18 protein-coding genes and 1 pseudogene are annotated in these 21,627 nt (G+C 71.6%); 10 read left to right on the forward strand and 9 right to left on the reverse strand.

Features of this window, described 5'->3' with window-relative positions:
- The first annotated feature begins 123 nt into the window (after positions 1 to 123).
- From IEZ19_RS01530 to IEZ19_RS01550, 5 genes are all read left to right on the forward strand, one after another.
- Positions 124 to 339, forward strand: a complete 216-nt coding sequence (locus IEZ19_RS01530) for a hypothetical protein (protein ID WP_189309104.1) — start codon at positions 124 to 126, stop codon at positions 337 to 339.
- Positions 340 to 820: 481 nt separating this feature from the next.
- A complete protein-coding gene (locus IEZ19_RS01535) occupies positions 821 to 1,825 on the forward strand; it encodes a substrate-binding domain-containing protein (protein ID WP_189309105.1) in 1,005 nt (334 codons plus the stop codon).
- Between the two features lie 171 nt (positions 1,826 to 1,996).
- Positions 1,997 to 4,399 (forward strand): sensor histidine kinase, encoded by a 2,403-nt coding sequence (locus IEZ19_RS01540; protein ID WP_189309106.1) that lies wholly within the window; start codon positions 1,997 to 1,999, stop codon positions 4,397 to 4,399.
- A complete protein-coding gene (locus IEZ19_RS01545; RefSeq protein WP_189309107.1) occupies positions 4,396 to 4,824 on the forward strand; it encodes a roadblock/LC7 domain-containing protein in 429 nt (142 codons plus the stop codon). The genes IEZ19_RS01540 and IEZ19_RS01545 overlap by 4 nt, the downstream gene beginning before the upstream one ends.
- 1 nt (position 4,825) lies before the next feature.
- Positions 4,826 to 5,185: a DUF742 domain-containing protein gene (locus IEZ19_RS01550; RefSeq protein WP_189309108.1), complete on the forward strand. Its 360-nt coding sequence runs from the start codon at positions 4,826 to 4,828 to the stop codon at positions 5,183 to 5,185.
- Positions 5,186 to 5,364: 179 nt separating this feature from the next.
- On the opposite strand, the gene IEZ19_RS01555 is transcribed toward IEZ19_RS01550, so the two are convergent.
- The 3 genes from IEZ19_RS01555 to IEZ19_RS01565 form a co-directional block, all read right to left on the reverse strand.
- Complete coding sequence (locus IEZ19_RS01555) at positions 5,365 to 5,799, reverse strand: DUF7144 family membrane protein (RefSeq protein ID WP_189309109.1); 435 nt, start codon at positions 5,797 to 5,799, stop codon at positions 5,365 to 5,367.
- A 43-nt stretch (positions 5,800 to 5,842) separates the two neighbouring features.
- The gene (locus IEZ19_RS01560) at positions 5,843 to 6,259 is read right to left on the reverse strand and encodes an SHOCT domain-containing protein (RefSeq protein ID WP_189309110.1); all 417 of its coding nucleotides are present in this window, start codon (positions 6,257 to 6,259) and stop codon (positions 5,843 to 5,845) included.
- Positions 6,260 to 6,341: 82 nt separating this feature from the next.
- Positions 6,342 to 7,001, reverse strand: a complete 660-nt coding sequence (locus IEZ19_RS01565; RefSeq protein WP_189309111.1) for an HdeD family acid-resistance protein — start codon at positions 6,999 to 7,001, stop codon at positions 6,342 to 6,344.
- Between the two features lie 195 nt (positions 7,002 to 7,196).
- Here IEZ19_RS01565 and IEZ19_RS01570 point away from each other — a divergent pair, with 195 nt between their 5' ends.
- Positions 7,197 to 8,594 (forward strand): DUF2252 domain-containing protein, encoded by a 1,398-nt coding sequence (locus IEZ19_RS01570; RefSeq protein WP_189309112.1) that lies wholly within the window; start codon positions 7,197 to 7,199, stop codon positions 8,592 to 8,594.
- Positions 8,595 to 8,656: 62 nt separating this feature from the next.
- On the opposite strand, the gene IEZ19_RS01575 is transcribed toward IEZ19_RS01570, so the two are convergent.
- On the reverse strand, positions 8,657 to 8,854 hold the full coding sequence (locus IEZ19_RS01575; protein ID WP_189309113.1) for a DUF8691 family protein: 198 nt from the start codon (positions 8,852 to 8,854) through the stop codon (positions 8,657 to 8,659).
- 114 nt (positions 8,855 to 8,968) lie between these two features.
- Positions 8,969 to 11,641: a winged helix-turn-helix domain-containing protein gene (locus IEZ19_RS01580; protein ID WP_189309114.1), complete on the reverse strand. Its 2,673-nt coding sequence runs from the start codon at positions 11,639 to 11,641 to the stop codon at positions 8,969 to 8,971.
- Positions 11,642 to 12,248: 607 nt separating this feature from the next.
- Between IEZ19_RS01580 and IEZ19_RS01585 the strand changes: the two are divergent.
- Positions 12,249 to 14,192, forward strand: a pseudogene (locus IEZ19_RS01585) (SpoIIE family protein phosphatase); the annotation flags it as partial.
- Between the two features lie 100 nt (positions 14,193 to 14,292).
- Here IEZ19_RS01585 and IEZ19_RS01590 read toward each other — a convergent pair.
- Positions 14,293 to 15,639 (reverse strand): hypothetical protein, encoded by a 1,347-nt coding sequence (locus IEZ19_RS01590; protein ID WP_229839853.1) that lies wholly within the window; start codon positions 15,637 to 15,639, stop codon positions 14,293 to 14,295.
- Positions 15,640 to 15,932: 293 nt separating this feature from the next.
- On the opposite strand from IEZ19_RS01590, the gene IEZ19_RS01595 reads away from it, so the two are divergent.
- From IEZ19_RS01595 to IEZ19_RS01605, 3 genes are all read left to right on the forward strand, one after another.
- Positions 15,933 to 16,922 (forward strand): aldo/keto reductase, encoded by a 990-nt coding sequence (locus IEZ19_RS01595; protein WP_189309115.1) that lies wholly within the window; start codon positions 15,933 to 15,935, stop codon positions 16,920 to 16,922.
- Between the two features lie 133 nt (positions 16,923 to 17,055).
- On the forward strand, positions 17,056 to 18,510 hold the full coding sequence (locus tag IEZ19_RS01600; RefSeq protein ID WP_189309116.1) for a glyceraldehyde-3-phosphate dehydrogenase: 1,455 nt from the start codon (positions 17,056 to 17,058) through the stop codon (positions 18,508 to 18,510).
- 157 nt (positions 18,511 to 18,667) lie between these two features.
- Entirely contained in the window at positions 18,668 to 19,480 is an 813-nt protein-coding gene (locus IEZ19_RS01605; protein WP_373296898.1) for an NPP1 family protein, read from the forward strand.
- A gap of 291 nt (positions 19,481 to 19,771) precedes the next feature.
- Here the strand turns inward: IEZ19_RS01605 and IEZ19_RS01610 are convergent, their stop codons facing one another.
- The 3 genes from IEZ19_RS01610 to IEZ19_RS01620 all read right to left on the reverse strand — a co-directional run bounded on the left by IEZ19_RS01610 (position 19,772) and on the right by IEZ19_RS01620 (position 21,558).
- Positions 19,772 to 20,269: a hypothetical protein gene (locus IEZ19_RS01610; RefSeq protein WP_229839854.1), complete on the reverse strand. Its 498-nt coding sequence runs from the start codon at positions 20,267 to 20,269 to the stop codon at positions 19,772 to 19,774.
- 140 nt (positions 20,270 to 20,409) lie between these two features.
- Positions 20,410 to 20,880 carry an SRPBCC domain-containing protein gene (locus IEZ19_RS01615; protein WP_189309118.1) on the reverse strand — a complete coding sequence of 157 codons (471 nt, stop codon included), beginning with the start codon at positions 20,878 to 20,880 and terminating at the stop codon, positions 20,410 to 20,412.
- Positions 20,881 to 20,919: 39 nt separating this feature from the next.
- Positions 20,920 to 21,558, reverse strand: coding sequence for a class F sortase (locus tag IEZ19_RS01620; protein ID WP_189309119.1), 639 nt, complete (start codon positions 21,556 to 21,558; stop codon positions 20,920 to 20,922).
- Positions 21,559 to 21,627 lie beyond the last annotated feature (69 nt).

Consider the following 21,627-nt stretch of genomic DNA (forward strand, 5'->3'; position numbering starts at 1 on the left):
TCGTCCGGAGGGCACGGGCGGGGGCTCGGTCGGCACCCAGCCACCTCCGTTACTGATAAATGCAAAGAAATCGGACAATATAGGGGTACCGCAGACAGCCACCTCGAGGAGCCGCAGCCCGTTATGGCGCACGGAGCCCACCACAGCCCCCTCCTGCCTCCCCACCCCGACCTCGGTCTGGCCCGCGACTGCGAGCACTGCCTCGGCTGGGGAACCGTCGTCACCCTCGACGACCGACACGAACTGTGCCCCACCTGTCAGCCGGAGTCCGGCGGCGGAGAGGCCGCGCCGGACGCCCCCGCGCCGGTGGCGTACCTGAAGGCCCGCCGCAGATCCTGACAGCGATGAAGGCCGACAGGCCCAGGGCTCTAGGCTCTGGGCATCGAGCAGCGCGCGCAGCGCGTTGTCGCCGACGCCTTTCACCGTCTCGTTTCACCGTCTCGCCCCCGACGTCGCACCCACGGAGGTCGCCGGTCGATCGCGCGCGGCGGCGAAGCGGCGGCATCGGTGTCACTCAGTGTCGCGCCATTGGCCGGTGAGACGCGTGACGCGATGGCGCCCATGGCGGCGGATCCAGTGGCAATGATGTTCTCGGTGCGGCAGAACTCCATGACGGTGCAGCCGAGTTCGCATATGCCGACCGCACTCCTGATCGTCACGATGCGGCTCCGAGACCTCTCTTACCCTCATTGCGCACTTGACTACCCGCGGTCACACACGATTGGCTCCCGCCGGGAGAGTCACTCGGCCGGCGCGCACGCACCTCGAGCCGGCCTCCCTTCCTCTCATGCTCGGCCGCACAGCGAGGTGCCGCACCCCCATGAACACTCCCCCACGTCCGGTCTCCTCCAGAACGGCGCGCGGCACCGCCCTGACCGCCGCGGCGGCCGCCGGCTGTCTGCTCGTGGCCGGCTGTTCCGGCTCGGGCAAGGACGAGCCGGACGCGGACCGGGCGGGCGCCGGGCGTCTGAAAATAGCCCTGATCAGCCACGGAAACAGCGGTGACGCCTTCTGGGACCTGGTGCGCAGGGGCGCGGAGGCCGCCGCGGCCAAGGACGGCGTCGAGTTGACGTACGCGAGCGACTCCGACGCCGCCGGGCAGGCGGAGTTGGTGCGGAGCGCGATACGCACCAGGACGGACGGCATCGCGGTGACGCTGGCCAAGCCGGACGCGATGCGCGGGCCGGTGGGCCGGGCGCGGGCGGCGGGGATTCCGGTGGTCGCCCTCAACTCCGGTATGGACGCCTGGCAGTCGGAGGGAGCGCTCGAGTACTTCGGCCAGGACGAGAGCGTCGCGGGCCGCGCCGTCGGCGACAAGCTCGACGACCTGAAGGCCAGACACGCCCTGTGCGTCATCCACGAACGCGGCAACGTGTCCCTCGAGGCGCGCTGCGCCGGGGTGAAGAAGACGTTCGCCGGGAAGACCGACATGCTCTACGTGGACGGCGCCGACATGAACGCCGTGGACCAGGCGCTCACGACCGAACTTCGCCAGGACCCGAGCGTCGACGAAGTGGTCACGAACGGCGCCCAGTTCGCGCTCGCCGCGGTGAAAGCGGTCAAGACCACTGGCGCCGAGGCGCGGGTCGCGACCTTCGACCTCAACAAGGACCTGGTCAAGGCCGTCCAGGGCGGTGCCGTCCAGTTCGCCGTCGACCAACAGCCGTATCTGCAGGGCTATCTGGCCGTGGACGCGCCGTGGCTCTACAAGACCAACGGCAACACCGGCGGCGGCGGTGTGGCACCGGTGCTCACCGGTCCGGCGTTCGTGACCAGGGCGAACGTGGCGGCCGTCGCCCGTTTCGCGGCCAACGGCACACGGTGACCGGACACTTCGCGTCACCCTGTCGCCGAAGATTCGACCACTGACGCCACATGGGCTCACTTGTACGGATAGCATCCTGCGCACGCCTGGTGCCGTACCGGACACGCAGTCACCCGCCGCGCACGTCCCCCTTCCCCCACCCCGCCCCCGTTGACCGCCCCAAGGACGACGATGTCTGAACGGACAGGTGCCCGGCGCCGTCTCGGCTCCATACGTCTCTCCCTGATCCTGCTGGCTCTCGTGCCGAGCGTCACGCTCGCCGCCATGTGGGGCGTGACGACGACCCAGATGTTCTCGGAGGGGCTGCGGCTGCGCCCGCAGACCGAGTTGAGCCGGTCCACCGGCGCCATGGGCACCGAGGCCACCCTCGCCCTGCAGCAGGAGCGCAGTCTGTCGGCCGCGTGGCTGGCCTCCCCGCACGGCTCCCGGGCGGCGCTGGACGCGCAGCGCAGGAAAACGGACGAGGCGGTCGCGAAACTGGTCGGGCGGACGAAGGACATCCAGAACGCCCACGACCGCATCAAGGACCGCATGTACTCGGTCGTGGCGTCCGTGAGCAGCCTGGAGTACTACCGCGGCCAGGTCGACGATCCGACCGACATCACCGCCCAGCAGGTCGTCGACCAGTACACGGCGATCATCGACGACCAGATCCACGCCTTCCAGGAGCTGTCCCAGGTCGACGACGGCGACCTGACCTCCCAGGCCGGGCCGCTCGTCGCCCTGGAGCACGCGGCCGAGCAGGTCTCGCAGGAGGATGCGCTGCTCACCCTGTCCTGGTCGTCCGGGCACCTCGACGAGAAGCAGTGGACCGCGTTCTCGCAGCTGGTCCACGCGCGCCGGTGGCTCGTCGAGGACCAGATCGTCCCCTCACTGAACGGCAGCGCGAAGACCGAGGCCGAACGGATCCTGCAGAGCGGCGACTGGCGGACCCTGGAGAGCGTCGAGGACCGGATCCTGGCCGCCCGCGCGAGCGCCGACGGGGGCGGCACGATCGCGCTGCCGGACGCACGCCGGCAGTGGGGCGCCGCGCTGGCCGAGGCCGGCGGCCGGTACTCCGATCTGATCCGGCAGCAGACGGCCGGCCTCCTCGACCGCAGCGCCGACAAGGCCGACGGGCTGCTGACGACGGCCGCGTTCCTGAGCGTCGGCGGATTCGTCGCCCTGCTGCTGTGCGTGGGCATGTCCTGGCGCATCACCCGCTCCCTGTCCCGGCGGCTGCGCGGGCTCAGGGTGGCGACACTCGGGCTGGCCGAGGAGCGGCTGCCGGACGTGGTCGCGCGCCTGGACCGCGGCGAGCGGGTCGACGTGGAGCTGGCGACGCCGCCGCTGGACTACGGCAGTGACGAACTCGGCCAGGTGGCCCAGGCGTTCAACACGGCGCAGCGCACGGCCGTGCACACCGCCGTCGAACTCGCCGACACCCGGCGCGGTTTCCAGAAGGTCATCCTGGGCATCGCCCGGCAGAGCCAGAACCTGGTCAACCTCCAGCTCAGCAAGCTCGACGCGCTGGAGCGGCAGCACGACGCCCCGGAGATACTCCAGGGCCTGTACGAACTCGACTCCACAGCAAGCCAGTTGCGTCGCTACGAGGAGAACCTCGTGATCATCAGCGGGGAGCGGCCCGGGCGCAGCTGGAGCGAGCCGGTCGCGCTGATCGACATCCTGCGCAGCGCCGTCGGCGAGGTGGCCGAGTACCAGCGGGTGGACGTGCACACGGACGAGGAGGTGAGCCTCGCCCCGCCCGCAGTCGCCGACGTGATCCATCTGCTGGCGGAACTGATCGACAACGCGACCGCGTACTCCCCCGCGCCGAGTCCGGTCGGGGTGCGGGCCGCGCTGGTCGCCAAGGGGCTCGCCATCGAGGTGGAGGACCGCGGCCTCGGCATGTCCGAGGGGGACTACGCCTCGCTCAACGCCCAGTTGGCGGTAGCGCCGCAGTTCGACGTGGTGGGGCTCGCGGACGACCTGCGACTCGGCATGTTCGTCATCGCCCGGCTCGCCACCCGGCACGGGATCACCGTCACGCTGCGCCCGTCGCCGTACGGCGGCACCACGGCGATCGTGCTGATCCCGGACGAGGTCGTCGTGCCGGAGGCGGCAGCGGCTCCCGACGAGCCCGCCGGTGACCGCCCGGCTCGGCAGGCCGGAGCCGAGACCGAGCCGCCCGTCGCAGCGCGGCCCCGGCCGGCCACACCGGCCCGGATCACAGGCTCTCGGCACCCGGACGGTGACCGGGGGGCCGACGGGCTCGCGCCCCTGCCGCGCCGGGTACGGCAGACGAGCCTGGTCCTCGAACCGCGCGAGGAGGCCCCGCCCGTCGCGGACGACGAGGACCGGCTCGACGCGTTCACGGCGGAACACGCCGCCTCCTCCCTGGCCGGTTTCCAGCGCGGCACGCTCAAGGCGCGTGCCGAGGGCGCCGCTCCGCTGTACGAGCAGGAGGAGGCCACCGCACCCGAGGAGCCGGGCGCGACGGCACCGTCCGGCCCCGGCTCCGGGAACCCGCCCGAGGAGCGGGACCCCACCCAGTCGACTCCGCCCGCCGACCGCTCACGAAGGACGCTGACATGACCCGCCCCACGCCCGCCACCCACACCCAGCTCGACCAGCTGCTGACCGGACTCGTCGACCGGGTCGCCGAGGTGAACCACGCCGTCGTCCTGTCGGAGGACGGACTCGTCGTCAGCAAGTCCACCGGTTTCCTGCGCGACGACGCCGAACGTCTCGCGGCGACCGCCTCCGGGCTGATGAGCCTGAGCAAGGGCGTCAGCATGGACTTCCGCGGCGGGCCGGTGCGCCAGGCGCTGATCGAGATGGCCCACGGCTTTCTGATCCTTACGTCGGCCGGGCCCGGCGCCCATCTCGTCGTCCTCACGAGCCAGGGCGCGGACGTCGGTGTGGTGGCGTACCAGATGAACATGCTGGTGAAGAAGATCGGCGAGCATCTGAGCGCGGCTCCGCGTGCGGCCGCCGCCGCGTCCGATCGCGGCGAGTGAGGTGGACGGAGGCGACGCGGCAGGCCGTCTGGTACGGCCGTTCACGCTGACCGGCGGACGGACCCGGCCCAGCCGCGCCGACTTCACCCTCATCACGACGGTGACCGCGGTCGATCCGCCGCCCGCCCGCGCGGGTCAGCCGCAGCCCGAGCACGCCCGCATCCTGAAGCTGTGCGCGCGCCCGATCGCGGTCGCGGAGCTGGCGGCCCATCTCGACCTGCCGATGAGCGTGGTCGTCATACTGCTCTGCGACCTGCTGGAGGACGGGCGGATCACCGCCCGTCCGCCGCACCCGGTCTCGCCCACCGCACCGGACCTCGGCCTGCTCCGCAAGGTCCGGGACGGGCTCGGCCGCCTCTAGTGCTGTGGCCGGGAAGCTCGCGGGGTCCGGTGCGGTGCATCGCAAGCCGAAGCGTCACCCGCGTACTGGATGTACTCGGGTGAGGCGACAACGCCGCGAGGTGCCGTGCCGGGCGTCGCGAGCCGGTGAACCTTCGCGGTCACAGCACCAGGACCGTTCCGGGGAGGCCGTTGCCCGGTTCAGCCCGCGCGCACGTGCTCGTCCATCAGGTCCTCGCGCTTGATCACGCACAGGGCCCAGATCACGAGGGCCGAGAAGGCGATCATCACGATCGACCAGACCGGGTAGTACGGAAGGGACAGGAAGTTCGCGATGACGACGAGCGCAGCGATAGCCACGCCGGCGAGCCGTGCCCAGGTCGCCGTCTGGAACAGACCGATGCTGACCACGACGGCGATCACGCCGAGGACGAGGTGGATCCAGCCCCAACCGGTCAGGTCGAACCTGAAGACGTAGTTGGGGGTGTTGACGAAGACCTGGTCGTGGGCGATGGCCATGATGCCGCGGAAGATGCTGAGCACCCCGGCGATCAGCAGCATGACGGCACCGAAGACGGTTACGCCCTCGGCCCAGGCGGGCCTCGTCCCGGTGTACGGGTGGTGTGACACGGTCATGGCTCTGCCTCGCTTCCTCTTGTGCGGCCGTGCTCGCCGTCCCTCAGCTCAGGACCTTCTCCTTGGCCCGCTGGAACTCCTCCTCGGTGATGTCACCCCGGGCGCGGATCTCGGAGAGCTTGGCGAGCTGGTCGACGCTGCTGGGCGGGGCCTGCTGCGCGGCGGTGTCGCGGATGTATTTGTCGAACTCCTCCCTCTGCGCCTGTGCCCGGGCGAGTTCACGGCTCCCCATGCTCCGGCCGCGCGCGATGACGTAGGCGAGGACGCCCACGAAGGGCACCACGATCACGAAGAGCAGCCAGGCCGCCTTGGCCCAGCCGCTGAGTGAGTCGTCGCGGAAGATGTCGAAGACGACCCGGAAGAGCAGGATGAACCACATGATCCACAGGAAGAAGATCAGCATGGTCCAGAAAGCGCTCAGCAGCGGATAGTCGTACGCGAGGTACGTGTTCGCGGCCACTTGTCTCCTCCTCCGTGCCGGGTGGACACCCTGGTGGCTGCCCATGCCCACTTCAGGGTCCGCGCCGGCGAGGCCGGCCGCCTCACCCCGGGCGGGTGAGCGCCCCGTCCCGCTGTCCGGCCCGGCGGATCGCGACGCGCAGGGCCAGCGCCAGCACCAGTTCCATCAGTGCGAGCAGGATCAGCCACAGACCGAGCAGCCGGGTCAGGACCACGGCCGACGCGGACGGCAGGGCGAGTACGACGATCCCGGCGACGACCCCGAGCGCGCCCGCGCCGAAGACCACACCGCGGTGCGGCAGGTCCTCGAAGGAGAGGGCCGTGTAGAGGGTGAGGATGCCGGACACGAGCCAGGTCACGCCGACGATGAGCGACAGGGCGGCGATGGTCTGCAGCGGATTGCGCAGGCACAGCACACCGGCGAGGACGAACAGCAGCGCGAGCAGAACACGGGTGAACCGCTCCCCGTGCGTACGCCGGCCGAAGGCCGCGACGAACCGGAACACCCCGGTCAGCAGCAGGTAGAGGCCGATGATCACGGCCAGGACGTGCAGGGTCTCGTGCGGCCAGACCAGGATCAGGATGCCGGGGACCAGCGTGATGAGGGCGGAGCCCAGGGCCCAGAGCCAGGAGGCACCGACGGCGGCCAGCAGCTCCGCGGGGTCGGGCTCCGCATGGTGGACCGTGCCGTCGGGGGTCTGTGCCGGCCCGGCACCCACACTCGAACGAGGCGATTCGGTCATGGCTCCTCCTCGCCCGGTCGACGGTGGGTCGGGTGCGGCCTCCCGACAGCACGGTGTGGAGGGACCGCTCCGACCTCAGCGTCCCTCGCCTCGGCCGCGCGTGGCTCACCCGCCGCGGGTGAGCCGTCCCGGGCGTGGTGGAGGTGATGTGGGCTACGGAGCCGTACCGACGCCCCGGTTGGAGGAGTTCGGGCCATGACCAGCCTCACGACGAGTCCCCCGCCGCTGACGCCCACGGCACGGGCGGAGTCCGGCCGACGGGTCCGTGCCCGGCTGCCGCGCTCGGCCCACGCCGAGTTCACGCCGGACACGTCACGGCCCGACCCGGTCGACGTCGTCCAGGCCCAGTCGGCACGCCGCGTGCGCGAGCTGGTGCCGATCCGCTACGGCCGCATGCTGGAGTCGCCGTTCCGGTTCTACCGGGGCGCCGCAGCCGTCATGGCCTGGGACCTGGGGGCGCTGCCGGACACCGGTCTGAGAGTCCAGCTGTGCGGGGACGCGCATCTGCTGAACTTCCGGCTCCTGGCCTCGCCGGAACGTCATCTCGTCTTCGACATCAACGACTTCGACGAAACCCTGCCCGGCCCCTTCGAGTGGGACGTGAAGCGGCTGGCGGCCAGTCTCGTCATCGCGGGCCGCGCCAACGGCTTCTCGGTGCAGGAGCAGGACACGGCCGTACGGGAGTGTGTACGGGCCTACCGGCAGCGCATCCGCGAGTTCGCCGGCATGCGCACCCTGGACATCTGGTACGCGCGCGACGACGCGGACCGGATCCAGACCCTGCTCGACTCGCCGCCGAGCAGGAAGGCGGTGCGGCGGGCCGCGGAGGCACGCGTGCGTGCCGTCACCCGCACCCATATGCCGGCGTTCGAGAAGCTCACCCGCGTCACCCCCGAGGGGCGGCAGTTCGCCCCGGACCCGCCGCTGATCACTCCGCTGCGCGATCTGGCGGGGGACGTGCCGGAGAAGGAACTGCAGTCGATCCTGGAGAGCTACGCCCGCAGCCTGTCGTCGGAGCGGCGGCATCTGCTGGGGAAGTTCCGGCTGGTGGACATGGCCCGCAAGGTGGTGGGCGTGGGCAGCGTGGGCACCCGCTGCTGGATCGTGCTGCTGCTGGGCCGGGACGACGACGATCCCCTGATCCTGCAGGCCAAGGAGGCCCAGGAGTCGGTGCTTGCGCCGTTCGCGGGCGGCGGCCGCTACGACAACCAGGGGCGTCGGGTGGTGGCGGGGCAGCGGCTGATCCAGAGCGCCGGCGACATCTTCCTGGGCTGGACGCACGTCCTGGGCCTGGACGGCCGGGGCCGGGACTTCTATGTGCGCCAGCTGCACGACTGGAAGGACATCGCGCGTCCCGAGACCTGGGGCCCGGGGCTGCTGAACGTCTTCGCCCAGCTGTGCGGGGCCGGGCTTGCCAGGGCGCACGCTCGATCCGGCGACCCGGTGGCCATCGGCGCCTATCTCGGGGGTGGCGACGGTTTCGACCGGGCGCTCGTGACCTTCGCGCACGCGTACGCCGACCGGAACGAGCGGGACCACGCGGCCTTCCAGGAGGCCGTACGGACGGGCCGGGTCACCGCGGTGTCCCCGTGAGCGCGCGGCGGAGCCGGAGGAGCGCGCCGGAGGCGGAGCTCGGTCAGCGGCACCGCCGTCGGTCACTCCGGCACGCGGCGCATCTCCAGGAGCCGCAGGCCCAGTGACTGGACCCTGGCCAGCAGTCCGTACAGGTGCGCCTCGTCCACGACCGGGCCGTACAGGAGCGTCTGGTCGCACACGACGACGTGGTCGAGTTCGGGAAAGGCCTCGGCGAGCGTCTTGGACAGATGTCCGTCGATGCGGATCTCGTACCGCATGAGCTGCTCTCCCCGCGGGTGGCGTGAGCGCGGGCGAAACGCGCCCTTCCTCTGTGATCCTCCGCCGTACGGGACCGGCCGGCCTCACCCGGCACAGGTGATCCGAGGGGCGTGTCACAGCAGCCGGAGTTCTCGTGCCCGGCGCACGGCGTCGCCTCGCCGGTTGACCGAGAGCTTGCGGTAGATGCTCTTGAGGTGGGTCTTCACGGTGTTGACGGAGACGTACAGGTCGGCCGCGATCTCCTCGGTCGACATCAGGAGGGCCAGGCGGCGCAGGACGTCGCGTTCGCGCGGGCTCACCTCCTCGACGACCGGAGGCAGCTCGCCGTCGTCCTCACGGACACGGCGTACGGGCGTACGGGGGCGGGTGTCGAGCCAGTCGCGGACCGGTTCGTCGGCCGGGGCGGCGGCGAGCAGGGGGCGGATCCACGGGCCCGCGTCGAGGAACGGCCGGCGCAGCCGGTCCCGCCGCGCGTCGGCCAGGGCCCGGGCGACGAGCCGCCGGGCGGTGGCGGGGTCGCCCGCGCGGTCGGCCACCTCGGCGCGCACCAGGGTGACCGGAACGGTCAGCGCGGGCCCCCCGGGAACGGTGGCCGGGAGGCCGTCGAGGATGTTGTGCGCCTCGTCGACGTCACCGGCCGCAAGTCGGGCGCGGGCGGCCTCGACGGTCCAGGCGGGGCGGTGGTCCATGGCGGGCTCCAGCAGTTTCACCGCGGCTTCCGCGTCGCCTTCGGCCAGCCTGGCCGCGGCCGTGACCAGCACCGTCCGGTCCTCGGCCCAGGGCGAGGCGACGACGGCGGTGGCGTGTGGCTCGGCGGCGGCCACGGCGGCCTGCGTGCTGCCGCGGGCGAGCAGCAGCCGGGAGGCGGCGAGAGCGCGGCCCGCCGCCGTCACCGGGTCGTCGGCCCCCTTGCGGGCGGCGTCGGCCTCGTCGATCAGGGCCTGGGCGGCGTCGAGTTCGTCGCGGTCGACGGCGACGGTCGCCAGCACCAGCCGCCCGATCCCGGAGCGGGCGTGCGCGGGCACGCCGTACCGCTCGGCCTCGCGCAGCGCGGCGTGCGCCCTGCGCTCCGCCCGGGCGATCCAGCCGTCGAGATAGTCGAGCAGGGCCAGGTGGCCGAGGGCGTCCTGGCGGGGTACGGCGGTTGCGGCGCCGCCCGCGGACCCGGCCGCCTCGGTGAGCGCGGCGCGCGCCGCGTCGGAGTGCCCGCTCCACAGGCGGGTCGAGCCCAGGTGGGTGAGCAGGAGCGCGAGGAGTTCGGGGTGCCGGTCGAGGCGTTCGGCGGGTACGGCGTCCTGCAGGTCGCGGGCGACCGAGGCGGCCCATTCGGCGCGGCCCGGGGAGCCGGTGCGGCGGGCGACGAGCGCCTCCAGGAGGGCACAGCTCAGCCGGGCGACCGGGTCGGCGGTGTCCTCGCTCAGCAGTTGCTGGGCCCGCCGCAGATGAAGGATGCCGTGCTCGAGGTCGTCGTCGGCGAGCGCGCGGGCCGCACGGACGATGCTCGCGGCCGGGCCGTCGGCCTCGGGCGTCATCCGGGCGAACAGCTCGGCCGGGCAGTCGGAGCGCAGGGCGGTGAAGAGCCTGCCGATAGCCAGGTCGTCGACCAGGGCGCGGGAGGTGAACTCCCAGTCACCCGCGGCGGATCCGTGGGCGAGGGTCTCGGCGAGCGATCCGCCGTGGGCGAGCCAGCGTGCGGCCCGCCGGTGCAGCTCGGTCTCCGAACGGGGGTGGCGCACCCGCAGATGAGCCCGGAGGATCTCCGCGAACAGGGGGTGCAGCCGGTACCAGTCGTGGCCGAGGGGTTCGACGAACGCGTTCTCGTGGTGCAGCCGGGCCAGGACGGCCTCGGCGTCGGTGCGTCCGGTCAGAGCGTCGGCGAGGGCGGGCCGGAAGCGTTCGACGACGCTCACGCGCAACAGCAGGTCCTGTGTCTCGGCCGGCTGGCGTTTCAGCACCTCGGCGAGGAGATAGTCGGCGACGGTGCTCTGTCCGGCCTCGAACTCCTTCAGACAGCGCTCGGGGTCCGCGCTGCGCTGCGCGGCCAGGGCGCACAGCCTGAGGCCGGCGGCCCAGCCCTGGGTACGGTGTACCAGCGCGCTCACGGCGTCCTCGCTGAGCCGCATGCCGTGGACGTCGAGCAGACCGGCCGCCTCGGCGGGGGTGAAGGCCAGCTCCGCGCCGCGGATCTCGGTGACGGTGCCGGCGGCGCGGTAGCGGTGCAGGGGCAGCAGGGGTTCGCTGCGCGTGACGAGGATCAGGCGCATGCCGCGGCCGGCGTGGTGCAGGACGAACTCGAGCTGTTCGGCGACCTCCAGGGCGGGAACCCGCTCGAACTCGTCGAGGACGAGGATCGCGGGCGCGGCCATGTCACCGAGGTCGGCGGCGAGCCGGGCCAGCAGGGTCTGGTCGACGCTGCCGGCGTGCGCGGGGCTGCCGATGCCGGGTGACAGCCGGGTCCCTGCGGCGCGCAGGGCCTGGAGGAGGTAAGCCCAGAAGACGCCGGGTGCCTGGTCCGCGGCCTCCGCGGTGAGCCAGGCGACCGGCCGGCCGAGCCGCTCGGCCCAGTCGGCGACCAGGAGGGTCTTACCGGCTCCGGCCGGTCCGTCCACCAAGGTCAGTGGTGTGGTGAGGCCCTGGTCCAGTCGCTCGACGAGGCGTTCGCGCCGCAGAAAGGTGGCGGGCCGTACGGGCGCGACGAACCGGGTCCCGAGAAACGGATCTCCACGGGGATCGACGCGGGAATCCGCCCCGGCGCCGTCCCCGGGCTGATTGGCCATGGCGCTCATCGCCACCGTCCGTCAGATCATGGCTGGCGCTCTCCTCGATCAGTTTGGCAGCCCCTCCCGCCATGTGCGCGCCGACGCGTCATACGCTCGTTCGAGGCGATGGGCGGGCGCCTCGACCTGCGGCCTCCGCGCCAAGGTCGGCGACTCCCGCCAGGGGAGTCGGCGGAAGCGAGGTGGGCACGACTGCCGTCGGCCCCCTCGGCGGGGCAGCTGAGCGCGTCCTCCACCGAGCGCTTCCGCGAGGGCGGGGCCACCACTCCCACCGGCCCCCTGGTGCGGCCGGGTGACCGCGTCCGCGGCCGGCCGACCCGGCGAGGCCGGAGAGCCCCGCCACGGCTGCCACCCCGCCGAAGCTGTGAGCCGGTTTCCCGCCGGCCGCCTCGGGCGGGCAGGTGGGCGCGACACCGGCACCTCGCCGGAGCCGTGAGCCCCCCCTCACCGTCGGCATCCCCGCCGACCCGGTGGGAATGCGGTGCTCCACCGGCCGGGGCACGCTGGTAGTCGATTCTTGTGCGCACCGGCCGGTCCATGGCCGGAGACAAGCCCCGGAGGTGCTCCCGTGGCGCACGGTGAAGCCGGGCGGCAGGTGAACGAGAGGTCGGCCTCGATGCTGGAGGCGCTGTTCACCCAGTCACCGGTCGGCCTGCATCTGCTCGACACGGAACTGCACGTGGTCCGGGCCAACATCGCCACGCCCGCCATGCGGGGCGTCACCCCGGACGAGGTGGTCGGACGGCCGATCAGGGACGTGTACGACGTCGTCGGGGAGGACATCGAGGCCACCCTGCGTGAGGTGCTGACCACCGGCGTGCCCCTGCGCGATCACATCCTGCGGGTCCACGCGAAGGGTGATGTGGACGATCTGCGTCACGTCGAGATCACGGCGCTGCGGCTGGAGAACCCGCGCGGCGAGGCGCTGGGCGTCGCTGTCACCGGCATCGATGTCACCGAGCGCGAGCGCAACCGGTGCCGTGTGCGGGTCCTCGACGCGGTACGGCGCACGGTGGGGCGTTCGCTGGACGCGTCGGTCACCGGCGAGGAACTCGTCGCGGCCGTGGTCCCCGCGTTCGCCGACATCGCCGTCGTCGAAGTGGTGGACGGCGTCCTCCGCGGCGACGACCCGCCGCTCGCCCCGCTGCCCCCGGACACCCCGCTCATGCGCACCGCGTTCCGCAGCATGAGTGGGCAGCCGCCGGGGGCGCACCCGGTGGGTGACGTGCGCCGGCTGCCGGCGCCGACGCCCTTCACCCAGGCCATGGCCGACCTGTGCCCGCGGGTCGTGCACCTGGAGCCGGACGCCCCCTGGTTCGACGTGGATCCGCCGCGCGCGCACGCCATCCGCGACGCACACGCCCACACCCTGCTCTCCGCGCCGCTCACCCTGCGCGACACGGTCGTGGGGCTCGTCAGCCTCTACCGCACGGGCGACACCCCGCCCTTCGACGAGGGAGACCTCGAGCTGGCCGTCGAGCTGGCCGCCCACACGGCCCTGTGCGTGGACAACGCCCGGCGTTTCACCCGTGAGCACACCGTGGCATCCACGGTGCAGCGCCAGTTGCTGCCCCGGAAGCCCGAGACGCACACGTCCCTGGAGACCGCCTTCCTGTCCGTCACCGGCGCCGATCCCGGGGCGTGGTACGACACCATCGCGCTGTCCAGCGCCCGTAGCGCCCTGGTCGTGGGCAGCGTGTCCGGGCGGGGCCTCGATGCGGCGACCACCATGGGCCAGTTGCGCACGGTCATCCGCTCGCTGTCCGCGTTCGACCTCGCCCCCGACGAACTCCTCGCCCGGCTCCACGACACGACGGCCCAGCTCGCCACCGAGCGGGCGTCCCTGCCGGCGGGCGATCCACTGCACCGCCAACTCCTCACCGCGGACTGCGTGTACGCCGTCCACGACCCGCTGACCGGCACCTGCTCGATGGCCGGAGCCGGGCAGCTGGCGCCCCTCGTCATACGGCCCGACAGGTCCGTCGGCATCCCCGAACCGCCGTCCGGGCCGCGCCTGGGCGGGGACGAGGACGCGCCGTTCGCCTCGGTCTCCTTCCAGGTGCCGGGCGGCAGCGTGCTGGTCTTCACCAGCGACCCGCTGCTGACCGCCTATCTCGCCGAGGTCCCCGGCCCGCTGCGGATGTCACCGGAGTACGCCGACCGGCCGCTGCAGGACCTCTGCGATGCCATCGTGTACGCGCTGCCGCCCGGCCTGGCCGCCGGGGACGCCGCGGTGATCGTCGCCCGGGTGCACTCCTTCCCCGACAACCGGTGCGTCGAGTGGTACTTCACTCCCGACCCCACCTCGGTGGCTCAGGCCCGGCGCCGTACCCGCGACCAGCTCACCACGTGGCAGGTGGACGAGGAGACCGCGTTCAGCACCGAACTGATCGTCAGCGAGCTGGTGACCAACGCCATCCGGTACGGCTGCCCGCCCTTGCGGCTGCGTCTCATCTTCGACCGCAGCCTGACCTGCGAGGTGCTCGACGGCGGCTCGGCCGCGCCGCATCTGCGTCACGCGCGCGGCCGACGAGGGCGGACGCGGTCTGTTCATCGCCGCGCAGCTGGCCCGGGCCTGGGGTACCCGGTACTCGCCGGAGGGGAAGACGATCTGGACCGAGCAGCCACTGAACGCGGGGGTCGCGGTCAGCTGCTGCTGATCAGTGCCGGCCCTCGCCCGCGGCGTGCGTGTGCCGCTCGCCGAGGCCGACCCGGCCGCCGGCGGCGAGCAGGGCGAGCACCGCGAGGACGGCCAGCAGGACCAGCACGAGGAGCAGGACCGTCAGCACCGTCGGGTGGTTCCACAGCGCGAAGACCAGGGCCACCACCAGCAGTACGACGAGGGTGATCGCGCGGCGGTAGGTCTGCGCCCAGGTGCCGACCCGGCCGGTGCGGACCTGGTGGCCGGCCGCCCAGCGGGCCGCGGCGTCGGCCGTGCGTTCGGAGGTGCCGCGGACGGCCACGGGCAGACGCCCCGGACCGATGAAGTAGGCGCCGAGCGCGACGACCACGCCGAGCACGATCGCCGTGCGCAGACTGACCCGCAGGAACCGCAGCAGTGTGTCGAACACCGCTGCCGCGGCCGCCTTCGACTGCACCTCGGGCGGGAGATGGTCCAGGTAGTAGCGGCGGGCGACGACCAGCCCGATCGCCACGACCAGACAGGCGAAGGCCGCTCCGAGGGCGGTGCGCGCGAGGGCCCGCCGTCGCCCCCGGGCCAGCAGCACGCCGCCGGCGCCGATCAGCACGACGACGGCGGGGAGCCAGTTGCCGATGACGTCGAGCAGATGCGCGCCTTTGCGGGCCTTGGCGAGCTGGTCGGACTGGAACAGCACGAACTGCTTGTCGACCTGCGGGATCTTCTCCGCCGGCGTCAGCCCGGCGTCGACCAGTTCCTGTTTCACCCGGTCCACGGCGGTGCCCAGGTCGAGGGTGACCGTGCCGTCGGAGACCCCGACGGCGCCGCGCCCCTTGCCGGTGAGGGCGTGCACGACGGCGTTGTGGGCGAGACGGTTGGCGTCCTTCCACACCGTGTCGAAGACGCCGCTGTCCACGACCCGGGTGGCGATCCTGGTGACGGCCTGGTCGGCCGCGGCGTCCAGCTGCGGGCCGAGACTCTTCAGCGCGTTGGCCGCGCGCGGCGGCAGCCCCTCCTTCTGCAGCCATGCGGCGATGTCCGCGGCGGCCTGCTGTCCGTTCACATGGACGTCGACGGCCTCGGCGATCCGGTGCACCGCCGCGTCCTGGACCGCCGGTTCGGTGGCGAGCGGCGCGACCGTGGCGACGTACCGGTCCGTGTCGAGGGCGATGTCGTGCACCCAGGTCGCCAGCAGGGCGACGGGCACCAGGACGCAGGTGAGCACGATGAGCACGGCCGAGGCGGTCCTGCGGGCGATCCGGACCGCCATGGAGCCGTGCCCGGACGTCGCACGCTCCGCTGGTCCGCCGGGCCCCGGCGCGCCCTGCGGGCCCGGGCCGGGTGGTCCGGGCTCGTGCGGATCGCTCATGGGTCCTCCGGCCGGGTGCACAGCTGGTCTCCCCATTGCGTCAGCACCCCGGCCCCCGGGCACCCCGGAAGCGTCCGGACGGGCGACAGAGCAGCTCGCGGGGCCGGCCGGCCTTGACTTCGAGAGCACTTCAACGCCTAGCGTCCAGAACGCGGCACCACCCGTCGTACGGACCGTTCGGCCCGCGTCCTTCGGCATGCCCCACGAGCCCCCGGGATGCCGATGCGCGGATTCGGCGGCTGGACGGAGGGAGGCCGTGCGAGGTCAGCGGCGACGAAAGGCTGGAACTCATCATGGAACAGCGCAGTCTGCGGGATCTGCGGGTATCGGCCCTCGGCCTCGGCTGCATGGGCATGTCCGCGTTCTACGGCTCCACCGACGAGGGCGAGAGCATCGCGACGATCCAGCGCGCCCTCGAACTGGGCATCAACTTCCTGGACACCGCGCAGATGTACGGGCCGCTCACCAATGAGTCGCTCGTCGGGCGGGCGATCCGGGGACACCGGGACGAGTACGTGATCGCGACGAAGTTCAACTACCGGATGGACCACGCCGTGCCCGGCGACATGAGCACGATCGGCCCGCAGGACGGCTCGGCCGAGCACGTACGCAGCTCCGTCCACGGCTCGCTGGAGCGGCTCGGCACCGATTACATCGACCTGTACTACCAGCACCGCGTCGACCCCAAGGTGCCGATCGAGGAGACGGTGGGCGCGCTCGCGGAACTGGTCGCCGAGGGCAAGGTGCGGCACATCGGGCTGAGCGAGGCGGCGCCGGAGACGATCCGCCGTGCCGACGCAGTGCACCCGGTCACGGCCGTGCAGACCGAGTACTCGCTGTGGACGCGGGACCCGGAGAACGGGGTCCTGCCCACGTGCCGGGAGCTCGGCATCGGTTTCGTCCCCTACTCACCGCTCGGCCGCGGCTTCCTCGCCGGCCGGTTCTCCTCGCCCGAGGATCTCGACGAGGGCGACTTCCGCCGCAGCGGCCCCCGGTTCACCGGCGACAATCTCGACGTGAACCTCCGGCTCGCGGCGAAGGTCAAGGAGATCGCCGCCGAGAAGGGCGTGACCCCGGCCCAGCTGGCGATCGCGTGGGTGCTGGCCCAGGGCGACGACCTGGTCCCGATCCCGGGCACCAAGCGCCGCACCTACCTGGAGCAGAACGCGGCCGCGGTCGACGTCGAGCTGACCAAGGAGGATCTGGCCCGCATCGAGGCCGAACTCCCGCCGGTCGCCGGGGAGCGCTACGACGAGGCCGGGATGCGGTCCGTCAACATCTGATCGCCTGACGGTGTGTGCGCCGGTCCGGAGCCATGGCTCCGGACCGGCGCTCTCATGCTGCCTGGCACCCCGTGCAAGATCAAAGTGCGGTGGGGTTAGCATATGAGCGCCGCCTAGCTCGAAAGATAGATCTGTGACTGTCAACGAGGACTCGTTCACCAACTGGAAGAACCGCGAGGAGATCGCGGAGTCGATGATCCCGATCATCGGGAAGCTGCATCGCGAGCGGGACGTTACCGTCCTGCTGCACAGCCGCTCCTTGGTGAACAAGTCGGTGGTCAGCATCCTCAAGACCCATCGCTTCGCCCGGCAGATCGCCGGTGAGGAGCTGTCGGTCACCGAGACGATGCCGTTCCTGCGGGCGCTCACCACGCTGGACCTGGGCCCCTCGCAGATCGACATCGGCATGCTCGCCGCGACGTACCAGTCCGACGACCGCGGTCTGACGGTCGAGGCCTTCACCGCCGAGGCCGTCGCCGGCGCAACCGGCGCGGGCAAGATCGAACACGGCGAGGGCCGCGATGTCGTGCTGTACGGCTTCGGCCGCATCGGCCGCCTGGTCGCCCGGCTGCTCATCGAGAAGTCCGGCTCCGGCAACGGGCTGCGACTGCGGGCCATCGTCGTACGCGGGGGCGGCGGGCGCGCCTCCGAGGATCTCGTCAAGCGCGCCTCGCTGCTGCGCCGCGACTCGATCCACGGCCCCTTCCAGGGCACGATCACCGTCGACGAGGCGAACAGCACGATCACCGCCAACGGCAACGAGATCAAGGTGATCCACGCCGACGACCCGACGTCGGTGGACTACACGGCGTACGGCATCAAGGACGCCATCCTCATCGACAACACGGGCAAGTGGCGTGACCGCGAGGGCCTGTCGAAGCATCTGCGTCCCGGTATCGACAAGGTCGTCCTGACCGCGCCGGGCAAGGGCGACGTGCCGAACATCGTGCACGGCGTGAACCACGACACGGTGAAGCCGGACGAGCGGATCCTGTCCTGCGCGTCCTGCACGACCAACGCGATCGTGCCACCGCTGAAGGCGATGGACGACGAGTACGGCGTGCTGCGCGGCCATGTGGAGACCGTGCACTCGTTCACCAACGACCAGAACCTGCTGGACAATTACCACAAGTCCGACCGCCGTGGCCGTTCGGCGCCGCTGAACATGGTCATCACCGAGACCGGTGCCGCCTCCGCGGTCGCCAAGGCGCTGCCCGACCTCAAGGCGAGGATCACCGGCAGCTCGATCCGGGTCCCGGTGCCGGACGTCTCGATCGCGATCCTGAACCTCCAGCTCGCCCGCGAGACCACCCGCGAGGACGTCCTCGAACACCTCCGCGAGGTCTCCCTGACCTCGCCGCTGCGCCGCCAGATCGACTTCACCAGCGCGCCCGACGCGGTCTCCAACGACTTCATCGGCTCGCGCCACGCCTCGATCGTCGACGCCGGCGCCACCAAGGTCGAGGGCGACAACGCGATCCTCTACCTGTGGTACGACAACGAGTTCGGCTACTCCTGCCAGGTGGTCCGCGTCGTCCAGCATGTCTCGGGCGTGGAGTACCCGACCTACCCGGCACCGGCGGTCTGATCCCGCCACAGGCCTTTCGATGCCGTCGGCCCGACACCGGGTCGACGGCATCGGTGTGTTGAACCACTCGTCATCTCAAGGCAGTTGACGACAGCATTCCTCCCCTGCCATGGTCTGGACCTATCTCACCAGAAGGCAGTGAGGACTCCCCGTGCGCATTCCCGTGCCCCCCACACCCCACTCCCCGAACTCCCTCTCCCGCCCCGCTCGTTCACGGCGCCTGCGGACCGCCGTGGCCGCCGCGCTCGGCGCATTCGCCCTCGTGATCGCGTTGCCGACCAGCGCCAGTGCCGACGTCCTGCAGCTGTTGCCGCAGAACGCCGACGGTCTGGAACAGAGCTTCTCCCCGGCCTACGACTACGACGGCGACGGCTGCTACGCCACGGCCGCGATCGGCTCCGACGGCACCATCAACCCGGGTCTGAAGCTCGGCGGCGACGTCAACGGGCACTGCCACGACTACGCCCAGCTGGCCAACGCCAACACGTACTCGCGCGAGAAGTGCAACAACGGCTGGTGCGCGGTCATGTACGCCAGCTACTTCGAGAAGGACCAGGCGACCCTCGGCCCCGCCGCCATCGGGCACACCCACGACTGGGAGCACGTCGTGGTGTGGATCAACAACAACGAGGTCCGGTACGTCTCGGTGTCGCAGCACAGCGGTTACCAGGTGGCCGGGCGTTCGGGCATCCGCTTCGACGGGACCCATCCGAAGGTCGTCTACCACAAGGACGGCGTCTCGACGCACTGCTTCCGCTTCGCCAACTCCAATGACGAGCCGCCGGAGAACGCGACCGGCGGCTGGTTCTACCCGCGTCTGGTCGGCTGGAACGGCTATCCGGCCGGGTACCGCGACAAGCTGCTCGGCGCGGACTTCGGAGCGGCGACCATCAAGATCAAGGACGGCGACTTCCAGTACCACCTGGCACAGTCGAAGCCCGCCGGCATCCCCTTCGACCCCAACGCCTGAGGTCCGCCACGTGGGTAGCGGTCGGCCGGGCGGGGGGAGGACACCTCTGTCCCCGTCCGGACTGCCGCCGCCCGGGAGGTCCGCCGTACGGACAAGCGGGTCGGGGCGACCCGAACTTCCACCTCCACCCCGACGAGAAGATGGTCTCCGAGGCGCACGCCCGCGGCTTGCGCCTGCCGAAGGCGTACGACTCGCGCCGATCGCTCGGACAGGCGGTGCTCCGATGCCTGGCGCGCCTGAGTGACGCAGCCCGCCCGGCCCGGCCGGGCGGGCTGCGTCGGCGCACGGGGGTCAGTCGGCCTGCTTCAGATCCGTGATCTTCAGGGTCTTCAGGTCGGACTGGACGTCGATGTGCGTGACCTGCGCACCCGGGCCGTCGGACCAGGTGAGCGTGACCCGGTTGGTGGCGTGGCCGGCGCCCGAACCGGTGTAGACGACCGACCATTTCACCGGCACGTTCTGCGCGAAGAGAATCCCGTCGGCGTGCTGTGCCGCCTCGTACGCGGCGACCTTCTTCTGCGCTGCGGCGGAGAGATAGAAGGAGCGCAGCGCCTTGGCGTCGGCGCTCGCGGCCGGGTCCTCGCTGCCCCAGACGGAGTCGATGTAGGCGCCGTAGAAGTCGGCCACGCGCTGGTTGGCGCTGCGCGGGTCGCCCTGGGCGGCGGGGGCCGCCGCGGCGCGGGCCGCGCCGGTTCCGGCGAGGGCCGGGGTGACGGCGGTGAGGGAGAGCGCCGCCGTGAGGGCGGCGGCGGTGAGCAGGAGCGTGCGGCTGTGCAGACGCATGGTCATGTCGTGCATTCCCCGTTTCCCTGGCGGCCGGGCTTTTCCCAGGCGTCCACGGAATCGAAGACCGCTTTCCCCGCACGCCGGTTGCACGGAATTCCAGGAATTTACCCGCCGTAGAAACTGGGAAATGGTTGCGCCGGATTTCAGCCGGACGCTGTGCGCCTTTCGGTCAGCCGGGCGAGGTTGTCGAGGGCCATCCGGGTGCCCAGTTCGTTGTCGGCGCGCGGGACGTCGTCGGGAACGCCCTCGTGGAGCATCTGCACGTCGGTGCCGTCGTCGGTCTCGGTGAGCGTGGTCGTCATCGTCATCGCGCCGCGCAACGCGTCGTCGTCCGTCTCGAACTCGATTTCCTCGACGACCAGTTCGTTCGGCACCAGCCGGATGAAGCGCCCCCGGTAGGTGTCCGTGTGTCCGCCGGACTTTCCCTCCCTTTCCGCCGTGTCGTAGACGAGGGACACCCGGAACACTCCGCCTTCGCGCGCGTCGAATTCATGGACGTGCGCGCTCATCCCGTCCGGCGCCCGCCAGTCGGCGATGGCGTCCGGGTCGACGAGCGCCCGGTAGACCGTCGCGGCGGGTGCCTGTACATGCCTGGAGACTCGCATGGCATACATGCCCACAATCTACTGCCGACAACTCCGCCGTTCCGGGTCCTAGACCAGGTGGGCGAAGACCACCAGGTTCTCGGTGTAGTCCTTGGCCTCGTGGTCGTAGTTACCGGCGCAGGTGATGAGGCGTGCCTCGGCGCGAGGGGTGTCGGCGTACACGCGGCGGCTGGGGAAGTCGTCCTTCTCGAACGTCTCGGAACTGTCCACCACGAACTCGGCGTTCTTGCCGTCGGCCCGATCGACGGTGAAGTGGTCCCCCGGCTTCAGCTCCTCGAGCCTGGCGAAGACGGCGGCAGAGGTGGTCGTGTCGACGTGCCCGGCGATGATCGCGGTGCCGGCCTCTCCGGGGGAGGCGCCCTCCGCGTACCAGCCGACGAGGTTCACGTTGTCCATGGGCGGTGCCTGGAGCTGCCCGCTCTGTTCGATGGGCAGGGCGGAGAACGGGGCGTCGACGTCGATCTTCGGGATGAGCAGGCGCGTCGGGCTGGATCGGGCCAGATGCTTCCCGGCCGGGTGCGCGACGGCCGCGGAGCCCCCGTCGCGTGTGGTGTCGGCGGTGCCGTGCGACTTGCCACCCATCATGCCGACGGCCACGAGCAGGAAGGCGATGCCCCACATCACCATGCGACCGCCGGAGCGCTGGCCCGGTGCGGCGGGGGTCGGGGACGACGGAGGGGCTGCCATCGGAACACCACCTCACTCGGTCGCGGGCAGCGCAGCGGTTTCGGGGTGCGGCAGGCCGGGCGCCGACCC

Origin of the sequence: Streptomyces brasiliensis (genome assembly GCF_014647875.1) — a bacterium.
GTDB lineage: Bacteria > Actinomycetota > Actinomycetes > Streptomycetales > Streptomycetaceae > Streptomyces > Streptomyces brasiliensis.